The organism is Macellibacteroides sp., assembly GCF_050251695.1.
GTDB lineage: Bacteria > Bacteroidota > Bacteroidia > Bacteroidales > Tannerellaceae > Macellibacteroides > Macellibacteroides fermentans.
This window is the reverse complement of the sequence record NZ_JBFWMI010000071.1, coordinates 1-17598: the sequence shown is the minus strand read 5'-3', so window position 1 is coordinate 17598 and position 17598 is coordinate 1. Positions and strand designations below refer to the sequence as shown.

The 17598-nt window shown below is 42.1% G+C and carries 13 protein-coding genes and 1 pseudogene; 8 read left to right on the top strand and 6 right to left on the bottom strand.

Annotated features, from left to right (window positions below; all coding sequences use genetic code 11):
• Together AB7E53_RS10855 and AB7E53_RS10850 are read right to left on the bottom strand one after the other, a co-directional pair.
• Positions 1–338: pseudogene (locus tag AB7E53_RS10855) on the bottom strand (hypothetical protein); the annotation flags it as partial.
• Positions 339–408: 70 nt separating this feature from the next.
• Positions 409–930, bottom strand: coding sequence for a hypothetical protein (locus AB7E53_RS10850; RefSeq protein WP_446775634.1), 522 nt, complete (start codon positions 928–930; stop codon positions 409–411).
• 305 nt (positions 931–1235) lie between these two features.
• Here AB7E53_RS10850 and AB7E53_RS10845 point away from each other — a divergent pair, with 305 nt between their 5' ends.
• Genes AB7E53_RS10845 through brxL form a run of 8 tightly spaced genes read left to right on the top strand, consistent with a single transcriptional unit; the run spans position 1236 to position 14844 of the window.
• A complete protein-coding gene (locus tag AB7E53_RS10845; protein ID WP_350456168.1) occupies positions 1236–1436 on the top strand; it encodes a helix-turn-helix transcriptional regulator in 201 nt (66 codons plus the stop codon).
• The gene (locus AB7E53_RS10840; protein ID WP_446775632.1) at positions 1433–2098 is read left to right on the top strand and encodes a BrxA family protein; all 666 of its coding nucleotides are present in this window, start codon (positions 1433–1435) and stop codon (positions 2096–2098) included. Before AB7E53_RS10845 ends, AB7E53_RS10840 begins: the two co-directional genes overlap by 4 nt.
• The gene (locus tag AB7E53_RS10835; protein ID WP_446775630.1) at positions 2095–2703 is read left to right on the top strand and encodes a BREX protein BrxB domain-containing protein; all 609 of its coding nucleotides are present in this window, start codon (positions 2095–2097) and stop codon (positions 2701–2703) included. Before AB7E53_RS10840 ends, AB7E53_RS10835 begins: the two co-directional genes overlap by 4 nt.
• Before the next feature lie 27 nt (positions 2704–2730).
• The gene (gene brxC / locus AB7E53_RS10830) at positions 2731–6333 is read left to right on the top strand and encodes a BREX system P-loop protein BrxC (RefSeq protein WP_446775628.1); all 3603 of its coding nucleotides are present in this window, start codon (positions 2731–2733) and stop codon (positions 6331–6333) included.
• 18 nt (positions 6334–6351) lie between these two features.
• On the top strand, positions 6352–9888 hold the full coding sequence (gene pglX, locus AB7E53_RS10825; RefSeq protein WP_446775626.1) for a BREX-1 system adenine-specific DNA-methyltransferase PglX: 3537 nt from the start codon (positions 6352–6354) through the stop codon (positions 9886–9888).
• Positions 9889–9895: 7 nt separating this feature from the next.
• Positions 9896–10228, top strand: a complete 333-nt coding sequence (locus AB7E53_RS10820; RefSeq protein WP_446775624.1) for a hypothetical protein — start codon at positions 9896–9898, stop codon at positions 10226–10228.
• 24 nt (positions 10229–10252) lie between these two features.
• Positions 10253–12781, top strand: coding sequence for a BREX-1 system phosphatase PglZ type A (gene pglZ, locus AB7E53_RS10815; RefSeq protein WP_446775622.1), 2529 nt, complete (start codon positions 10253–10255; stop codon positions 12779–12781).
• 2 nt (positions 12782–12783) lie between these two features.
• The gene (brxL, locus tag AB7E53_RS10810) at positions 12784–14844 is read left to right on the top strand and encodes a BREX system Lon protease-like protein BrxL (protein WP_446775620.1); all 2061 of its coding nucleotides are present in this window, start codon (positions 12784–12786) and stop codon (positions 14842–14844) included.
• Between the two features lie 228 nt (positions 14845–15072).
• On the opposite strand, the gene tyrS is transcribed toward brxL, so the two are convergent.
• The 4 genes from tyrS to AB7E53_RS10790 all read right to left on the bottom strand — a co-directional run.
• Positions 15073–16365: a tyrosine--tRNA ligase gene (tyrS, locus tag AB7E53_RS10805; protein ID WP_371689149.1), complete on the bottom strand. Its 1293-nt coding sequence runs from the start codon at positions 16363–16365 to the stop codon at positions 15073–15075.
• Between the two features lie 54 nt (positions 16366–16419).
• On the bottom strand, positions 16420–17085 hold the full coding sequence (locus AB7E53_RS10800) for a TatD family hydrolase (protein WP_446775618.1): 666 nt from the start codon (positions 17083–17085) through the stop codon (positions 16420–16422).
• Between the two features lies 1 nt (position 17086).
• Positions 17087–17308 (bottom strand): membrane protein insertion efficiency factor YidD, encoded by a 222-nt coding sequence (gene yidD / locus AB7E53_RS10795; protein WP_068186567.1) that lies wholly within the window; start codon positions 17306–17308, stop codon positions 17087–17089.
• Positions 17305–17598: ribonuclease P protein component (locus tag AB7E53_RS10790; RefSeq protein WP_446775617.1), on the bottom strand; the 294-nt coding region annotated here is incomplete at its 5' end. The genes yidD and AB7E53_RS10790, both read right to left, overlap by 4 nt.

The window sequence follows — 17598 nt, the reverse complement described above, 5'->3', positions numbered from 1 at the left end:
CGTTTTTCACTGGAGCTTCCCCAGCAGAAACGATTCAAACAGAGCAGCTTCCAGCGCAGGCGGTCAATCTCTTCCTGCGCTTCTATAAGTTCAAGCTTACTTTCAAAGGCCTCTTGCTTCTTCTCATGAATCTCTTGTTCTTTCGCAAGAATTTCTTGCTTCTTCTCATAGATCTCTTGTTCTTTCGCCCGGATAGTTTGCTCATTCTCTAAGATCTTTTGCACATACTCCAGATCCTTCTGTTCACTCAAACGAATCCTGTCCAACAGGCCTTGATACTCCTCTAAAGAGAGTGTTACAGACAAGGGAGGAAGAGTTTGCATCTGATCTTTTTTCATGCCACAAAGATATGTAAAAACAATGGTTTTAACAAGCAAACTATATATTAAATCGCTTGTATAAAGCATGTTACACTCTTTTTAACCGCCTTCTTTTAACCTCTCTTTTTTCAGATAACAAGCGGTTGATTTCTTGCCAGTCACTAGTCCGATAGCCCCCTGCAATTTCCTCTTTTTTAAGACGAAGTACTCCCTGCCGAAGCTGACGGTGGATGCTGATATATTCGCCGGAGAGGCTGTAGAGCAGGGTCAAAGAATGTTTATTTTTTCTTACAAACACATGACATTCTCCCTCTTTTGGATAAAATCCCCAACAACGCTTCACTTTCCCGCATAGACTGTCGATACTGTAGGTGGATCGTTCGGGCAACATGTAAAGATAATAGGACCACTCTGGATTCAGTAATGAAAGCACACCACGGTTACGGATTAATAAATCAGCCGGTGAGCGGATACCTAAATCTTCTTTCTCAAATTTATAACGCCGACAACCATCAAAAATAAATAATACTGAATCAAATGAATTACGTTCTGAAAGTAATGATAGTAACTTCTCATTACGGTCTGAAAAATACAATACACTATATGACATCTTTTTGAGGACAAAGAAACTCTATTATACTATATAATAAGACACGTACTACACCGAATAGATACTTTGAATTAAGGCAACTAATCGTTGGACCATGGTCCAACGATATCTCAACCATGGTCCAACGATATGTTGACCTAGGTCCAACGAAAAGTAGACCATGGTCCAACGAATACGATCTCGTATGGAAAGAAATTAATCTTCGTTTACAAATCGGTTAAACATATAAGGAAAAGAGTTTAAGAATAAGGAAGAAATTCAAATTTATTCAATACTTTTACATCGTATGTCAATTAAAGTACATTATGAAACAATTGAATCGACTCAAAGTAGTTCTGGTAGAAAAAAATAAATCGGGGAAATGGCTGGCTGGACAGTTGGGGAAAGATCCTGCTACAATCTCTCGCTGGTGCTCTAATTCAATACAGCCGTCCATTGAAACCATGGCGCAAATTGCCGAAATTTTGAATATTGATGTAAGAGAATTATTGAATAAAAGCAAATGAACAAAGATATATCACATAAGGGAATTGCAATTCATAATAAAAGTCCCTATACTATCTCATTTTCTATCGGCGGACTACTCCATCGTGAGATTTTGGCTGTTCTCCCTTTATTTAACAGAGAACAGACGGTCGAGCTGATTAGAGAAGAGATTAAGCAAAATAATTTTTTGCAAATAAACTCCGAAGCCGCCCGCAAGCGCATTATGGGTGAAATCCGTAAACGGATTTCTTTCCAGGATGCTCGCTTTTGGCAATTGTTTAGCCAAAGCAGTGAAGACGATCAGAAGATCTTACTTTTTTATGTGTGCCTGAAAACCTATAAATTAGTCTTCGATTTTCATTTTAACGTAACGTTATCCATCTGGAATTCTTCCAGTAACACAGTTGATGCTTACCTTTATAAAATGGAATTAGACGAAATAGGCGGCAGTGATCAGTTTGTGTTTGATTTAAGCGATGTGTCTAAAAAGAAATCCATATCGTCTTACCTATGCATGCTTAGGGAAGTAAATCTGTTGGATGCTACATCCAATCAATTAAAATCTGTAACTCCATCGGCCCAGGTTCTTGATTATATGATAAATAACAGAGAACTTTGGTTTTTGGATGCCTGTCTGTTAAGTGCTCAGACCAAGTCTCAACTATTAAGTACAGCGTTATGAATATGACTATTGAAGAGCTTTATCACAAGCTGGAGGATAAATCATTTCAGGATACCTCCGTTGGAACGATGTTCTATAATGTATATATCTTCCAATACCCGGCAGAAGACGAAAACGAAATTTGCTATCAGATTGATGAGTTTAAGTCTCGTCTGCGTCGTCCCAGCAATAACCTGGATATTCTTACACTTAATATCTTCGACGAATTTTGCGCATACCTGGATGCTAAGAAATTTGGCAGACATCCATCCTTATTGAACTATCTAGTAGAAAAAGAGTACAAAGATGCCAATTCGGTAAACAACACATTGATTCGCAATGCGTCTGAAGAGAAATTCTTCGAATGGGTTGATAAAAGAATCCGGGAACATTTAAAGCAAGAGAACGAACTAACAAAATCGTTTGTCTTTCTGTATGGTTTCGGTCAGATTTATCCCTACTTGCGGACCAATACCTTTTTGTCTAATTTCGAAAAATACAATCATGGCGAAGACTTCAAGATAATTGTATTTTATCCGGGTCACTCCCAGGGTAATAGCTTTAGTCTGTTCGATGTCTTGGATGATGCAAATACATACCGTTCCATTACTTTAATAAACCGTTAACAATCATACGATTCAATACCATGCGTTATGAAACTAAAAGAAATTTACAGTAAAGAGATTGAAAGAAAAATCAATCCAGCCGTTGTTGCACAAGATCGTACAACGGAGACAATTGATATAGAGATTGGAGAGTATGTCTTTACAGACGAAATTATTAACAATCTGTACAAAGTGCTGCTTGCCATAAAAAACAAAGAGTTGGTAAGCAAAACAGGAATTTGGATCAACGGGTATTATGGTTCCGGTAAGTCTCACTTTTTAAAATACATTCACTATTGCATTGCTCCAGAAACAAAAGACGTAGCCCTCGCACGGCTGGTAGAGGCGGTTAAGGAACGCGATCCCATGTTGAACGGAAACAGCGGTATTCAAATCAGCAATTCCGAAATGGCCGATTTAAAAAGATGGTACGATAAAGCTGAGATAGAAGACATCCTTTTTAATGCCCAGGATGTGTCCAAAGCCAATAAAGACAATACCACCTTTACCAATATATTCTTTAATATGTTCAACCAGTGCAGGGGATACAATGCCTATAATATCCCCTTAGCCACTCTCTTTGAAAAATACCTTGATGAGAATAATGTCTTTGCCGAATTTAAAGAAAGACTTTTCGAGGAGGAAGAGTTCGATTGGGATACCGAGGCGGCCGATGTGGTTGCCAACGAACTAGACACCGTATTGCAGGTGGCAAAGTCTTGTATTCCTAAAATGGATATTGAATCTCTGAAGCTTTCGCTGCTTCATAAAGAGGCGTATCATATAGATACCCGGAAATTTACCAACGAGATTGCCAACTATCTCAACTCCAAGGGAGAGAATTACCGGTTGATATTCCTGGTAGACGAAGTTTCGCAATTTGTTAATACCAATAAGGATGTCTTGCTCGGCCTTCAAACAGTGATTGAAAGCTTGAGCCTTAATTGCAACAAGCAAGTGTGGGTAGCATGTACGGCGCAACAAACGATAGAAACGGTAACAACCGAATCGGGAATACATGCCACTGACGATGATTATGGGAAGATTATGGGTCGTTTCGAAACCCGCGTTTCGTTGGAAAGTACAGACCCTGCTTACATTACACAAAAACGTATACTTGACAAGAACGCAGCTGCCGAGATTACACTTAAAAAGCTTTATCAGGACAAGAGGGATGCCATCTTGAACCAATTCCAGATGGGGCACGAACTATATAAGGGCTTTGGTTCCGAAGAAGATTTCTTGCTCTCCTATCCCTTTGTCCCCTATCAGTTCAAACTGATATCCAAGGTGTTTGAGGCATTTCAACGCCTCGAGTATGTATTGGCAGAGGTAAAGGACAACGAGCGGTCGGTATTGAAAATTACCCACGAAACAGCCAAGATTAATAAAGATGAAGAGGTTGGAACGTTTATCCCGTTCGATGCCTTTTTCAACCAGATGTTCTGGCAAAACCTGATTCACCGGGGTACAAAGGCAATCGAGCCGGCTTTAAGTCTGGAAGTTGTAAAATCGAATCCATTCTACCAACGGGTTGTGAAAGTTCTGTTCATGATTTCGAACCTGCAGGATAGCGATAAACAGCTATTCGGTTCAACGTTGGATAATCTGGTGTTGTTGATGATGACAAATCTGGATGAGAATAAGCTGCAATTACGCAATAAGATTGAGGAGGTACTTAACAAGCTTATCGAAGCCAACATTATCCGCGAAGAAAATAAAAACTACTATTTCTACAACGAAGACGAAGTGGAGCTTTCCAAATTGATAGCTAACACCACATTGGGAACCGACTTTGTGTCTGAATCACTCAAAACCATTCTCTTTCCCTGGCTTCGCGTCGAGAATAAGATCCGGTTTGCTGGAAACGATTTTCGTATTATTGCCAATATAGACGGCAAAAACTATCTGGGAAATAATGGAGATGTGATCGTTTCGTTTACCGTATTCGACGATACAGACCGGCTTCAAAAGAGTCTGGCCAACCGGGCCGATACCCTGATTCTGTGTTTAAACGAATGGTTTAAAACTGACAAAGCGTTGGTTACAGACTTTCAATGGTTCTGTAAAGTAGAGCTGTATATTAAGAATAATCAGATTTATCCTACCGAAGCACGTAAAAAATCGATCGAAAGTTTCAAATTACGTAATGTAGAGATGCTGGAATCGAGAATAAAACCTACTATCTATCGTAAGTTTACGCAGACTCCCTTTATATCGGGTAATACGGTAATTGATCCTTCGGAGATAAACGGAGATGGTGCAGATCGCTACCGGAATGTGCTTTTCCGCCACCTGGAAAGTGTCTATAAATACGCAAAGCTGGCCGAAACTTTCCCACAAACACAAGACGAACTGAAACATCGTACCTTTCGTCCGGTTCAACCAAACGAATATACCGAACTGAATCCGCTGAACGATGCCGAAAAGCTGGTGAACGATTACATCACACGGCATAACAACGAGATTCTGCTATCAGATTTGTTGGATAAATTCAAGGCAGCTCCTTACGGTTGGAAGGATGTAAGTATTATATTCATTGTAACAGAGCTTTACAAGCGTAAGTTACGCGATCTTAGTTATCGCAACCAGCCCCGTTACCCTCTGGCGGATTATGTAAATAAGGCGATGCTCTCCAGCGAACGTTCTTCCCTGGCGATTGTAGCTATGCAAGCCATTTCGCAAGACTTGATAAACCGGGCGATAGAGGCATGGAAAATAATCTTTAACGAACACATCACCCCTACAGGTGATGGAAATGCTTTGTTTGATGAACTCCGCAACAAACGTATTGTTGACCAGCACGAACAGTGGAAAAAGGTGAGAACCACCGTGTCGAAGTATCCTTTCGCTTCGCATCTTACCGAGCTGACCGACAAGCTTTCTGCCTGGGAGAACATCCGCGAACCACAGCGTTTGTTCGAAACCTTGAGTTTGGAATCAGGAGCAATGGCAAATCTGGTAGATGTATGTCGCAACCTAAAGGATTTTGCCGAACAGTCGTTGGACGAATATAACAACATCAAACGCTTCTGCGAACAGAACGAAGAGAATTTTGTTCACCTGGAAGCATCTGATAGGGATAAGGCCGAACAACTAAAATCGTTCCTGTTAAGTGATTCGGTAAGAGACTTCCGCAGCTACCTCAAACTTAAAACGGAGCTTGATAAGGCCATCAGAGAGAAAGTTAAAGCTTTACAAAATGAAACGCTGGTCCGTTACGAAGCGATATTCAACGATCTGGATGCGCTGGCAGAAGCCAATCAGGTTGGTAAAGTGGTTTTTGCTGACAGAGGTTATAAACTTCAGTCCATCGAGAAACTGAAAACCATCAGTCTGCTCCGATTAGAGCTTTCCAATGCCGATAATTTTTCAAGTAAAGAGCGCAGTAAGATCTTGATGGAAAAAAACAAGATAGATCAGGAGCTTGCAAATAAAGAGGCACAAAGGAAAAGGCAGGAACTTATCAACAAAGGCGAAAAGCCCGATGAAGGACCACGAACCCCGCCTGTTGCCGAACCCATTTCATTTTCTTTACCGAAAGCAGACTATATCCTTTCTACAGAAGCCGAGGTGGATGCCTATCTAACTTCGATTCGCCAGCAATTGATGCATATGATTCTGAGCAATAAAAAAATTATTATTAAGTAACTACAAGCCATTCTATAAATGAATACATCTGCTCTCAAGCGGTTTGCACAGCAGGCACGCAACATCCTGAAAAGCGGGGTGGAGAAACAATTGATACAATGGGGGTACAACCCAAAAACAAAACGATTTGAAACAGAACCGCAGGTAATTGGTGGCGGGGCTTTGTTCGGATCCAAAATGATTGAAGATACGGACTTTAATAGTAAATGGCAGGCGCTTCGCAGTGCGGTGCAGGCCAAAGGTGCCGGTCAGGTGGTGGAGGAGGCTGCCTATACCTGGTTTAACAGGTTGATGGCTATCCGTATCCTGGCAAAGAACGGATATATCCCGGCACAGATGGAGTATACATCGGCCGAAAGCCGCATCACCACCCTTGTGCAAGCTGCCAGACAGGGTATTACACCCCGTCTGGATGAAAACGGGCAGCGAATATTCCGGTCGTTGATTGAAGATGATACCCGCGAAACAGAACTTTTTTCGTTGTTGATTACGGCCTTTTGTTACGAAAACGAACTGTTGCAACGTATTTTCGGACGAATAGATGATTATACCGGATTGCTGTTGCCTGCAGATATGCTGGCACAAAACGGATTTATCGAGTTGTTGAACACAACGGATGCCATTTCCGACGAAGATTATACCCGGGTGGAATTGATTGGCTGGTTGTATCAGTTTTATATTTCGGAAAAGAAGGACGAGGTTTTTAAAAGCTTCAAGAATAAAAAGAAGGCAGAGGCGGAAGATATACCGGCGGCCACCCAGATATTTACACCCAACTGGATTGTAAAATACATGGTGGAGAACACCGTGGGACGCTTGTGGCTGGATCTGAATCCGGATTCGCGTCTGCGTGAATCGATGCGCTATTTGGTAGAGAACCCCGATGTAAAGGCGGAACCTGTTGTAACGGAGGTGGCAGAGATCAAACTGCTGGATCCGGCCTGCGGATCGGGACATATCCTGGTGGAAGGGTTCGACCGGCTATTTGCCATGTACCGGGAAGAACACTACACGGCTCGCGAAGCGGTCGATTCTATTTTTGCCCGTAATTTGTTTGGTCTGGACATTGATTTACGTGCCGCTCAGTTGGCGCAATTTGCCTTATTGCTGAAGGCCGCAGCAGTAGATCGTTCCGTAATTACCCGCAACATCACCCCTCACGTTTATGCCATGCCCGATAAAGCTATCTTTACCGAACAGGAGGTTGAAGATTTTCTGGGTCGTGAAGGAAAGGAATTTGTTGAGCCATTACGTGAAGCTCTTCAGCTGATGGAACAAAGTCAGAATCTAGGTTCCATTATGAAGTTCAATATACCCCCCCAGGCCCGGCAAGCAATCGCTTCCCGGTATAAGCATTGGACCAAACATAACGCCTCCAATATTCTGGAACAGGAGTTGTGGCAACGCATGAAACCCTATATTGAAGTATTGTTAGTTCTTACACAAAAATACGAAGCAGTCGCCGCCAATCCGCCCTATATGGGAAGTGGTAATATGAATGACGATTTAAAGAAATACATCAACGACAACTATTCTAAAAGCAAAGCCGACCTGTTTTCCGTCTTTATGGAAGTCTGCATGCAAGTTGGCAAGCCACGTGCCTTGATGGGAATGATTAATATGCATTCGTGGATGTTCCTTTCTTCCTTTGAAGCCCTTCGTAAATACTTTATTGAACATTATCACTTTGAAAATATGCTTCATTTGGGACCACGAACCTTTGATGAATTAAGCGGTGAGGTGGTTCAGAATGCGGCCTTTGTAATGCGAAATTGCAAGTCTATTTATACGGGAGTATATTATCGTTTAGTAGATGGAGTCAATTGCAGTACTAAAGAGACCATGTTCCTGAATGGCGAAAACAGATACCCCAACATCTCCCAATCCAACTTCGAAAAGATTCCTGGCAGTCCAATTGCGTATTGGGTGAGTGAAAGGTATATTGAAGCGATTCAAGAAAATTTATCAATTGGGGATATTTCTGAACCACGAGCAGGACTACAAACAAGTGATAATGAACGCTTCTTGAGAATTTGGAGTGAAGTAAACTTTCGCAAATTTGCAATTGGGCTATCAAGAGATGTAGCTCTGAAATCTTTTTACAAATGGTTTCCACACAATAAAGGTGGACGATTTTCTAAATGGTTTGGGAATAATGATATTGTAATTAACTTTGAGAATGATGGTAAAGAATTAAAATATTGGTTAGAAAATAACCCCAATGATCCTTCAACAAAATCATGGTCTAGAAACTTGAGAAATTATAGTCTATATTTTAAAGAGGGTTTGACCTGGAGTTCTGTTGGTGGAACCAATATTGGAGCTCGATATACTCCTCAAGGTTTTTTATTTGACACAAGTGGTCCAATGCTATTTTGTGATAATTTATTTTATATGTTAGGTTTAATTAACACTGTTGTATTTGGATCATTTATTAAAATTTTTTCTCAGACATTATCTACAGGCTCAGGAGATTTCGCAAAAGTTCCATACAAAATAGATCAAAAACATTTATTTGAAATAAATACTTTGGTTTTAAATTCAATTAAAATCGCCAAATCCGACTGGGACTCCCGAGAAACCTCTTGGGACTTTCAGCAATCTCCTTTGATTGCAACAGGTTATGTGAGTCTTGAACAGGCTTACAATGGGTGGGTTGAGAAGGTAACGCAAGATTTTGTTCAGCTCCATGCCAATGAAACGGAGCTCAATCGTATTTTTATTGATATCTATGGGCTGCAGGATGAATTGACTCCGGAGGTGAAGCTGAAGGATATTACGATTCTGCAGGATGAATTGGATACCAAGGCTTTTGGGGATGCTGTTGAGTTGCAGGAGAAACTGCCTATTAAGACAGATGTAGTGATGGGGCAATTGATTTCGTATGCGGTGGGTTGTATGATGGGGCGCTACCGGTTGGATAAGGGGGGCTTGCATATCGCGCATCCCAATCCTTCCGATGAGGAAGTGGCTTCTTACTCTTTCAACGGTCGTACTTTTCAGATAGATGAGGATGGCATCATCCCGTTAATGGACAACAGTGTTAGCTTTACCGACAATGCCCTGGCTCGCCTGAAGGAGTTTTTTGCCTTGGTATGGGGCGAAGAGGAGTTGGTGAATACCCTCAACTTTGTGGAACAGGGTTTGGGCACCGATCTGGAAAGCTATCTGGTTAAGGTCTTTTGGAAGGAACATTGCAAACGTTACCAGAAACGACCGATTTATTGGCTGTTTGCATCGCCCAAGGGGACTTTTCAGGTGCTTACCTATATGCATCGGATGAACCGTTTTACGGTTGAAAAGATCCGTAGCCACTATTTATTGAAGCATATCAGTAACCTGGAGAACCGGGTTGCCATGCTGCAAAGTAATGAGGCTTCGCTTAATACTGCCGAACGCAGGTTGTTGGAAAAGCTGCAGAAAGACCTGGCGGAATGTCGTGCCTACGACCTGGAATTAAAGGAGGTGGCCGATGCTCAAATTGAATTCGACCTGGACGATGGGGTGGCTGTAAACTATGAATTATTTAAAAAAGTAGTGACACCGATAAAATAGAAGAAGTATGAAGAAGGATTTAACAGCATCAGGTGTTGCTCGCCAGAATATATTAAACAACCGGTATGCATTGGAGGAAATACAAAAAGCTATCGGGTTGAAAGGTGTACTGTTCGAGGGGGAATATAAATTTACCAAAAAGCAGTTGGCCGAGTTTTTTGAAATTGACGTACGGACTCTTACCAATTGTATGAAGCAAAACGATGATGAATTGACAAACAACGGTTACGTTGTGTTAATGGGTAAGTCGCTGAGGGATTACAAGTTAGCGTCTGCGGAATCGTTTGGTAAGGAAATAGATTTCCCTACCAAAACAACCGTATCTATTTATTTAACATGAGATTCATACTAAAACGATAGAATTATGCTGAATGACAAAATAACAACCTATTTCCAACGCAATCCACGGCTTAAAGTTCTTTTCTTCTTTGACCCCGAGGGTGAGTATCTGGAGGAGGTGCGTGCATTGGATCTCCCTGCCATCAGAGTGGTTGAGTTTGCAGGGGATTGGTTCAACCTGAAGTTAAAATTCAATACAATTTGGCGGATGGATCGGGTATTTCTGTATATGCCTGTAAAGAGTCCGCAGTCGAAAGATGAAATGGGGGACTTTCCGTTATTGGGACTTCTTAAAGCCAATAAGGAGCTCCGAATGGACAGCGAGGCCGATTTCATGGAGGAATATGGATTGAAGGCTAATCATGCCATGCTTGTAAAACGCTACATAAATGAACTGAAATATGCCCATACACAGCAGGTGCTAAAGCCCATATTGAATGCTGCCGGTTTTGTGGAACGTGATATCCAGAAGGGACTGGTATGTGCATTCCTCTCTTTGTCGAAAATGGAGGATTGGGATACAATATTGATTCGCTTGCTTACTTACGGATTGCCCAATAAGGAGAAAGAATTAGCTTCATTTTTCAGAAAAGTAGATAAATGTAACTTAAAAGAGTTTATTAATAAACAGATTAATACCTATTTTGATACTTACTTTGATTTGTTTGACCGAGATGAAGTGATCGGCCTTGTGAAACGATTGAAATACAACTCTATTACGCAGGGATTGCTGGTTAATCCTCAAGATCCTTACAAGGCTTTAAAAACGGACAATCAGAATTGCATCGAGTTGCTGAACCGATTGCGGGAAAGTGGGATTGCCCATGCTTCGATGGGTAACACTTTTCAAGAAACCCTTCAAATCAACGGAGCTGCTATTTTAGAGTCGAAACTGATTGAAGTGTATGGAATGGGAACTCCTTTTGTATATATGACGGAAGATTTGAAATGGGAACTGATTGTCGGATTGGGGCATGTTTTTCCAGAAATAGGTCAGGGTGGTGAGGCTATTCTGGATAAACTTTCTATTGAAGTACAGGAAGAGGGTTTGATGAAATCGACACTATCCTTCTTGCGGAACAGTTTGATTTTACTTAAGAAGGCCGATCTTAAATTGTCGTTGGTGTTTGACAAACCTGAACATTATATCGATGCATATACCCATGAGTTTGCCCAAGTGGATTTTAGTTACCGCAAAGCCATACTGAATTACTACGCCATTCGATTGGAGCAGTATGAAGGTTTTGAAGAGTATTTAGAACGTATCAAATTAATGATAGACGATATTTATGGTAAGTTTACCTATAAATTGAATCATGAATGGCTGGAGTGTCTCAATGATAAGGGGTTTGAATATGCAAAGATAAATTGTCCGAAACAGTATGATTTCTTCACGAACAAGATTGCTCCGCTAAAACAAAAAGTGGCAGTGATAATAAGTGATGGGCTTCGGTATGAAGTTGCTACTGAGTTGCTGAATGAACTTTATAAGGATGACAAGAATATATCTAAGATAGATGTTCAGCTGGCCTCTTTGCCTTCGGAAACAGCTTTTGGGATGGCGAATTTGCTCCCTGGAAAGCAGTATGTGTATGATGGACAGATAAGAGTAGACGGTGAAATCCCGGCTGGGATAGAGCAACGGGATAAGATTCTTAAAATGCATTCGCCGGGATATAAGGCTGTATCTTTTGATACGGTACTGAATGGGAATAAACAAGAGAACAGAGAGCTTTTTAAAGCGGATGTGGTTTATATTTATCATGATATTATTGATAAGGAGGGACATAAAGGTACTGAACGAAATGTTTTTCAGGCAGCGCAAACGGCTATTGCCGAACTGGCAGGTATGGTTAAACGTATCCAGGGTGGATACGGAGTGAATCGGGTTTTTATTACTTCAGACCATGGCTTTATCTACAACGATAACGATATAGAAGAGTCGGATAAGAATACAATTGCTGCATGCGAATGTACGGAATCTGGTGCCCGCCATTATATTACAGCCGATAATCCGGATGTGGAGTTGGGTTATAAGGTTTCTATGTATAAGACAACCAAATACAATGAGCCTTATCGGGTTGTTATACCCGACTCTGTGAACCGGTTTAAAAAACAAGGGTCAAGATATCGTTACACCCATGGGGGTGGAAGTTTACAGGAACTTATTGTGCCCGTTATTGAGAGTTCGCGCAGAGAGGAAAAAGTACAGCGGAAGGTGAAGCCAATTCTTTTTGGAACCAACCTTTCTATTGCTTCTAATAATTTGAAGGTGACTATTATTCAGGAGAATCCGCTTTCGTCTGTCGAAAAGCTGTGTGTGGTTGAATTAGGTATATACAATGATACGCAGTTGGTTTCGAACAAGGCCGAAATCACCTTAAATGCGGTAGGTGAATCTCCCAATGACCGGATATTTACGACGGTGCTTACATTAAATACCAAAGTGTTGGATACGGTGTTAAAGCTTAAGGTATTCGATAAAGAGGACTTATTGAATCCGCTTATAGAAGAATCGGTTAAAAATAATACGTTAATTGAAAGGGACTTCTAACTATGGAATTGAAAGAAAAGATATTGACTTATTTTGAAGGGAAGGTTGTTCGAAAGGATCTGGCATCTATTGTGAAAGGAAATCTTCCTGTTCCTACGTATGTGGTGGAATATTTGTTGGCTCAATATTGTGCGCTGGATGACGAACAATTGATTGCCGAAGGTATAGAGAAGGTAAAGGAGATTATCCGTAATAATTATGTGAACCGGGCTGAGGCCGAGAAAATCAAAAGCCGGATTCGCGAGCAGGATAGTTATCGGGTGATAGATAAAGTGAATGTAGAATTGAATGACCGCTCGCAGAATCAGTACGAAGCTGATTTTGCCAATCTTGGTATAAAAAAGATTCCGATCAGCGATGCAGTAGTACGTTCGAACCCAAAATTGCTGAGTGGTAACGGTGTTTGGAGTATTTTGAAAGTACGTTACGATCATTCAGATGTAGCCAAAGTTCGCTGGGTGATTGAAGATATAAAGCCAATCCAGATTGCTCATGTAAACCTGGAGGAGTTCCTCGATCAGCGAAAGCATTTTACATCGGATGAGTGGATTGATTTACTGGTGCAGACAATCGGCATAAAACCAGAGACTCTAAACCGGAGAGGTAAGCTAATACAGATATCGCGGCTACTTCCTCATATAGAAAATAACTTTAATTTTATGGAGTTGGGGCCAAAGGGAACGGGTAAATCGCATATTTTCCAGGAGTTGTCTCCGCACGGAGTTTTAGTGTCGGGCGGGGATGTTACTTCGGCCCGCTTGTTTGTAAAGCATTCGGGTAATAAGGAGTTGATTGGGTTGGTTGGATATTGGGATGTGGTGGCTTGGGATGAGTATGAGCATCAATCCGGGAAAAGAGTGGATCCTGTAATGGTGGATACAATGCAGAATTATCTGGCTAATAAGTCATTCAACAGAGGTAAGGCTCCTCACGAGGCTTCTGCTTCCATGGCTTTTATTGGTAATACGAAGCATACTGTTCCCTATATGCTTAAAAATGCCCACCTTTTTGAGTCAATTCCGGATGCATTCATTAAAGGTGCTTTCTTAGATCGGATTCATCTTTATATCCCGGGTTGGGAAGTTCGTGTATTAAAGAAATCATCTTTTAGCGATGGATTTGGGTTTATAACTGATTATCTGGCTGAAGTGTTACACGAACTTCGTAAACAGGATTATTCAACTATTATGAGTGAATACGTCAAATTTGATGGCTCCCTTTCTGAACGTGATCATAATGCGATTAGGAAGACTTTCTCCGGATTGATGAAACTTATCTATCCAGACAAGGTGATCACCCGTGAAGAGGCTTTTGAGTTAATAGATTTTGCAACTGAAGGGCGTAAGCGGGTGAAAGATCAACTTTATATTATTGATGAAACGTTTAAAGCCGAACCTGCAAGGTTCTGCTATACCATTTTGTCGACCGGGGAAGAGGTGCATATTGAGACTTTAGAGAACTTGAATAATCCAAGTCACAAAGTTCGTTTGGAACAGTCTGATAAGAGGACGGATGTTCAGGAACCAATGATTCAAGAGTCTTCTTCTGTTACTTCTTCAGAAGTAAAAAGTGAAAGGAAACGAATTGAACTCGAACCTGCTGTTAAAAATGTAAGTATCCGTGAAAATCAAACAGGGGTATCATATAAATCGTTGTTTGGTAGTTATTTGAAGGGGGCGACTTTGATAACCATCGAAGACCCATACATCCGACTTCCGTACCAGATTCGAAACTTTCTTGAGTTTCTTAGTTTAATTGCTGAGCAGAAAGAGATGGAGGATGAAGTGAATGTGCATCTGGTAACTTGGAATTCGGAAGATAGGACTCCCGATTCAATAGATGCTTTTGATGAAATTAAAGAGTCAGTTGGGGAGGTAGGAATCAACCTTACCTACGAATTTAAAGATTTCCATGACAGAAGAATTACGACCAATAATGGATGGGAGATTATCCTGGGCAGAGGTTTGGACATCTTTGAACCTCGCCGGGGGTATTCAATTGAAGATCTCATGCAAGAGCGCCGCAAATGTAAAGCATTTACTGTGACTTATTTGAAGGGATGATGGATACAACGTTTTGCAAAATAGGGAGTTATTAGAAAAAGAAAAAGGTCTGGAATTTTCATTCCAAACCTTTTTTCCTTTCTGTTGTCTCACGAGGATTCGAACCTCGACAGACAGAACCAAAAACTGTAGTGCTACCGTTACACCATGAGACAATCCGATGCTTTATTGTAAAGCGTTGCAAAGGTAAGCATATTTTTTAACTTTGCAAATCTATTGCTCGAAATTTTACTTTATAATGAGCAGGAAGTAGTTCTTCTTACCCTTTTGTACAAGCAGGTATTTGTTGTTCAGCAACGATGCAGAGGTTACTACCTCGTCGGCCGTTGCCAGCTTTTCCTTATTTACACTTACACCACCGCTCTGAACCAGCTTGCGCATTTCGCCTTTGGAGGGGAATACGGCAGCTTTTTCTGTAAACAGATCTACAGCTTTGATGCCTGTAGCAAATTCGTCCATGGATACTTCAAATTGAGGTACCCCTTCGAATACGGCCAAGAGGGTGTCTTCGTCCAGCTTCTTGAGGGCTTCGGATGTGGCATTGCCAAACAGGATGTTGGATGCCTCAACGGCTGCATTGTAGTCTTCCTCAGAGTGTACCATGATGGTTACCTCTTTGGCCAGACGCTTCTGCAGCGGACGCAGGTGGGGTGCGGCTGCCTGTTCTGCTTCCAGGTCGGCAATCTCTTCCTTGCTCAGGGCAGTGAAGATCTTTATATATTTGGCTGCGTCGGCATCGCTTACGTTAAGCCAGAATTGATAAAATTTATAGGGAGAGGTATAGCGGCGGTCCAGCCACACGTTACCCGATTCGGTTTTACCAAACTTGCCACCGTCTGCTTTGGTGATAAGCGGACAGGTAAGGGCGAAGGCTTCGCCTCCCTGCTTGCGGCGGATCAGTTCTGTTCCGGTTGTGATGTTACCCCATTGATCGGAGCCTCCCATCTGCAGTCTGCATCCTTCGTGCTGGTACAGGTACAGGAAGTCGTATCCCTGCAGCAGCTGATACGAGAATTCTGTAAAAGACATTCCTACGTTTGATTCCGAGCTGAGGCGTTTCTTTACGGAGTCTTTAGACATCATATAGTTTACGGTAAGGTGTTTACCGATGTCGCGAATGAAATTCAGGAATGAGTAGTCTTTCATCCAGTCGTAGTTGTTAACCAGCTTGGCGGCATTAGGGGCGTCCGAATCGAAATCCAGAAACTTAGCCAGCTGGTTTTTAATACTTTCCTGGTTATGACGAAGGGTGGCTTCGTCCAATAAGTTACGCTCTGCCGATTTTAAGGATGGGTCGCCAATCATTCCGGTAGCGCCGCCTATCAAGGCGATGGGCCGGTGACCGGCACGCTGCAGGTGCTTTAACATCATAACGCCTACCAGGTGTCCAATATGTAAAGAATCTGCAGTTGGATCGATACCAACGTAAGCAGAGGTCATCTCTTTTTGTAACTGTTCTTCTGTACCGGGCATCATGTCATGAATCATGCCTCTCCATCTTAATTCTTCAACAAAATTCATCGTACTAAATTATTGTATTATTTGAGTGAGGCAAAGTTAGTACTTATTTTTAAATCAAATAGTAAAAACCGTGCGAACATTCTCTCTTAATGTGTTGGAAAATAGCTGTACATCTATTCCGGAGACGTCAGCAAGCTGTTGGTATATTTTTTGGATGGAGAGCAGGCTTTCGTCCGTTTCCGCCAGGATACGGTTCGGATAGGCTGCCTGTACGGCTTCTGGATTGAATTTTTCGCCGAAGGAGAGCCAGCAATCCTGGCGTATGAGCTGTTCGGCCAATTGCTTGTTGCCCCTGAACCCGTGTATCACCCAGGGCATGCGGGGAGCCGTCTCTTTTTTGATGGTGATTAGCTGTTGCCAGGCTTTTACGCAGTGTATAACCAGCGGTTTGCAGAGCACTTCAGATAAGGCTATCTGCTGGCGGAAGACTTTTTCCTGCAGGATGAAAGGCGTTGAGGCAAGCGTGTCTAGTCCGGCTTCACCCAGTGCCACGATGCCCGGCAGGTTGCAGGTGTGGCGCAGCAGCTCCATTTGCTGGTGGGGGTCGCTGATGTACCACGGGTGTATGCCTGCCGAATAGTAGATGCCGTTTTCGTTTGGAGTGTTTGGCAGTTGCTGCCCTTCCGTTGCGATGATCAGATTTACGATACAGGCATATGAGTCTGCACCGGAGGATGCCTGGTGAGGGGTGTGGTGGGTATGTATATCTACGTAATGCATGTCAGGGAACCGGATCGTAACCGCTTCCTCCCCAGGGGTTGCAGCGGAGTATTCGTTTTATAGCCAGATAGAGTCCTTTGATGGGACCGTGTTTCCTGAGGGCCTGCACAGCATATTCGGAACAGGTAGGGGTGTACCTGCACGCAGCCGGAGTCATGGGTGAAATAAAATACTTGTAAAAATATACCGGCAATAACAGGATGTAGGTGAAGAATTTCTTCATTTATCTTTGAGGGCCTTCAGGGCCTTGATCATGGATTTTTCAATCTCGGCAAAGGAGCGGATCTCCTTATCTACATATAAGAAGGCAACAAGCATGCTGGTTCCTTTCTCTTGCAGCGGATCAATCAGGTCGTATTTGTGTATCCGGTAGCTTTCGCGTATCTGCCTTTTAATAAGGTTCCGCTTGTTGGCCCGTTTGAATTTCTTTTTGGGTACACTGGCCATGATGGCTACCCTCGACGGGAGTTCCTTTTCTTCTACCGGAAGATATACTACCCGAAGGGGGAAAGA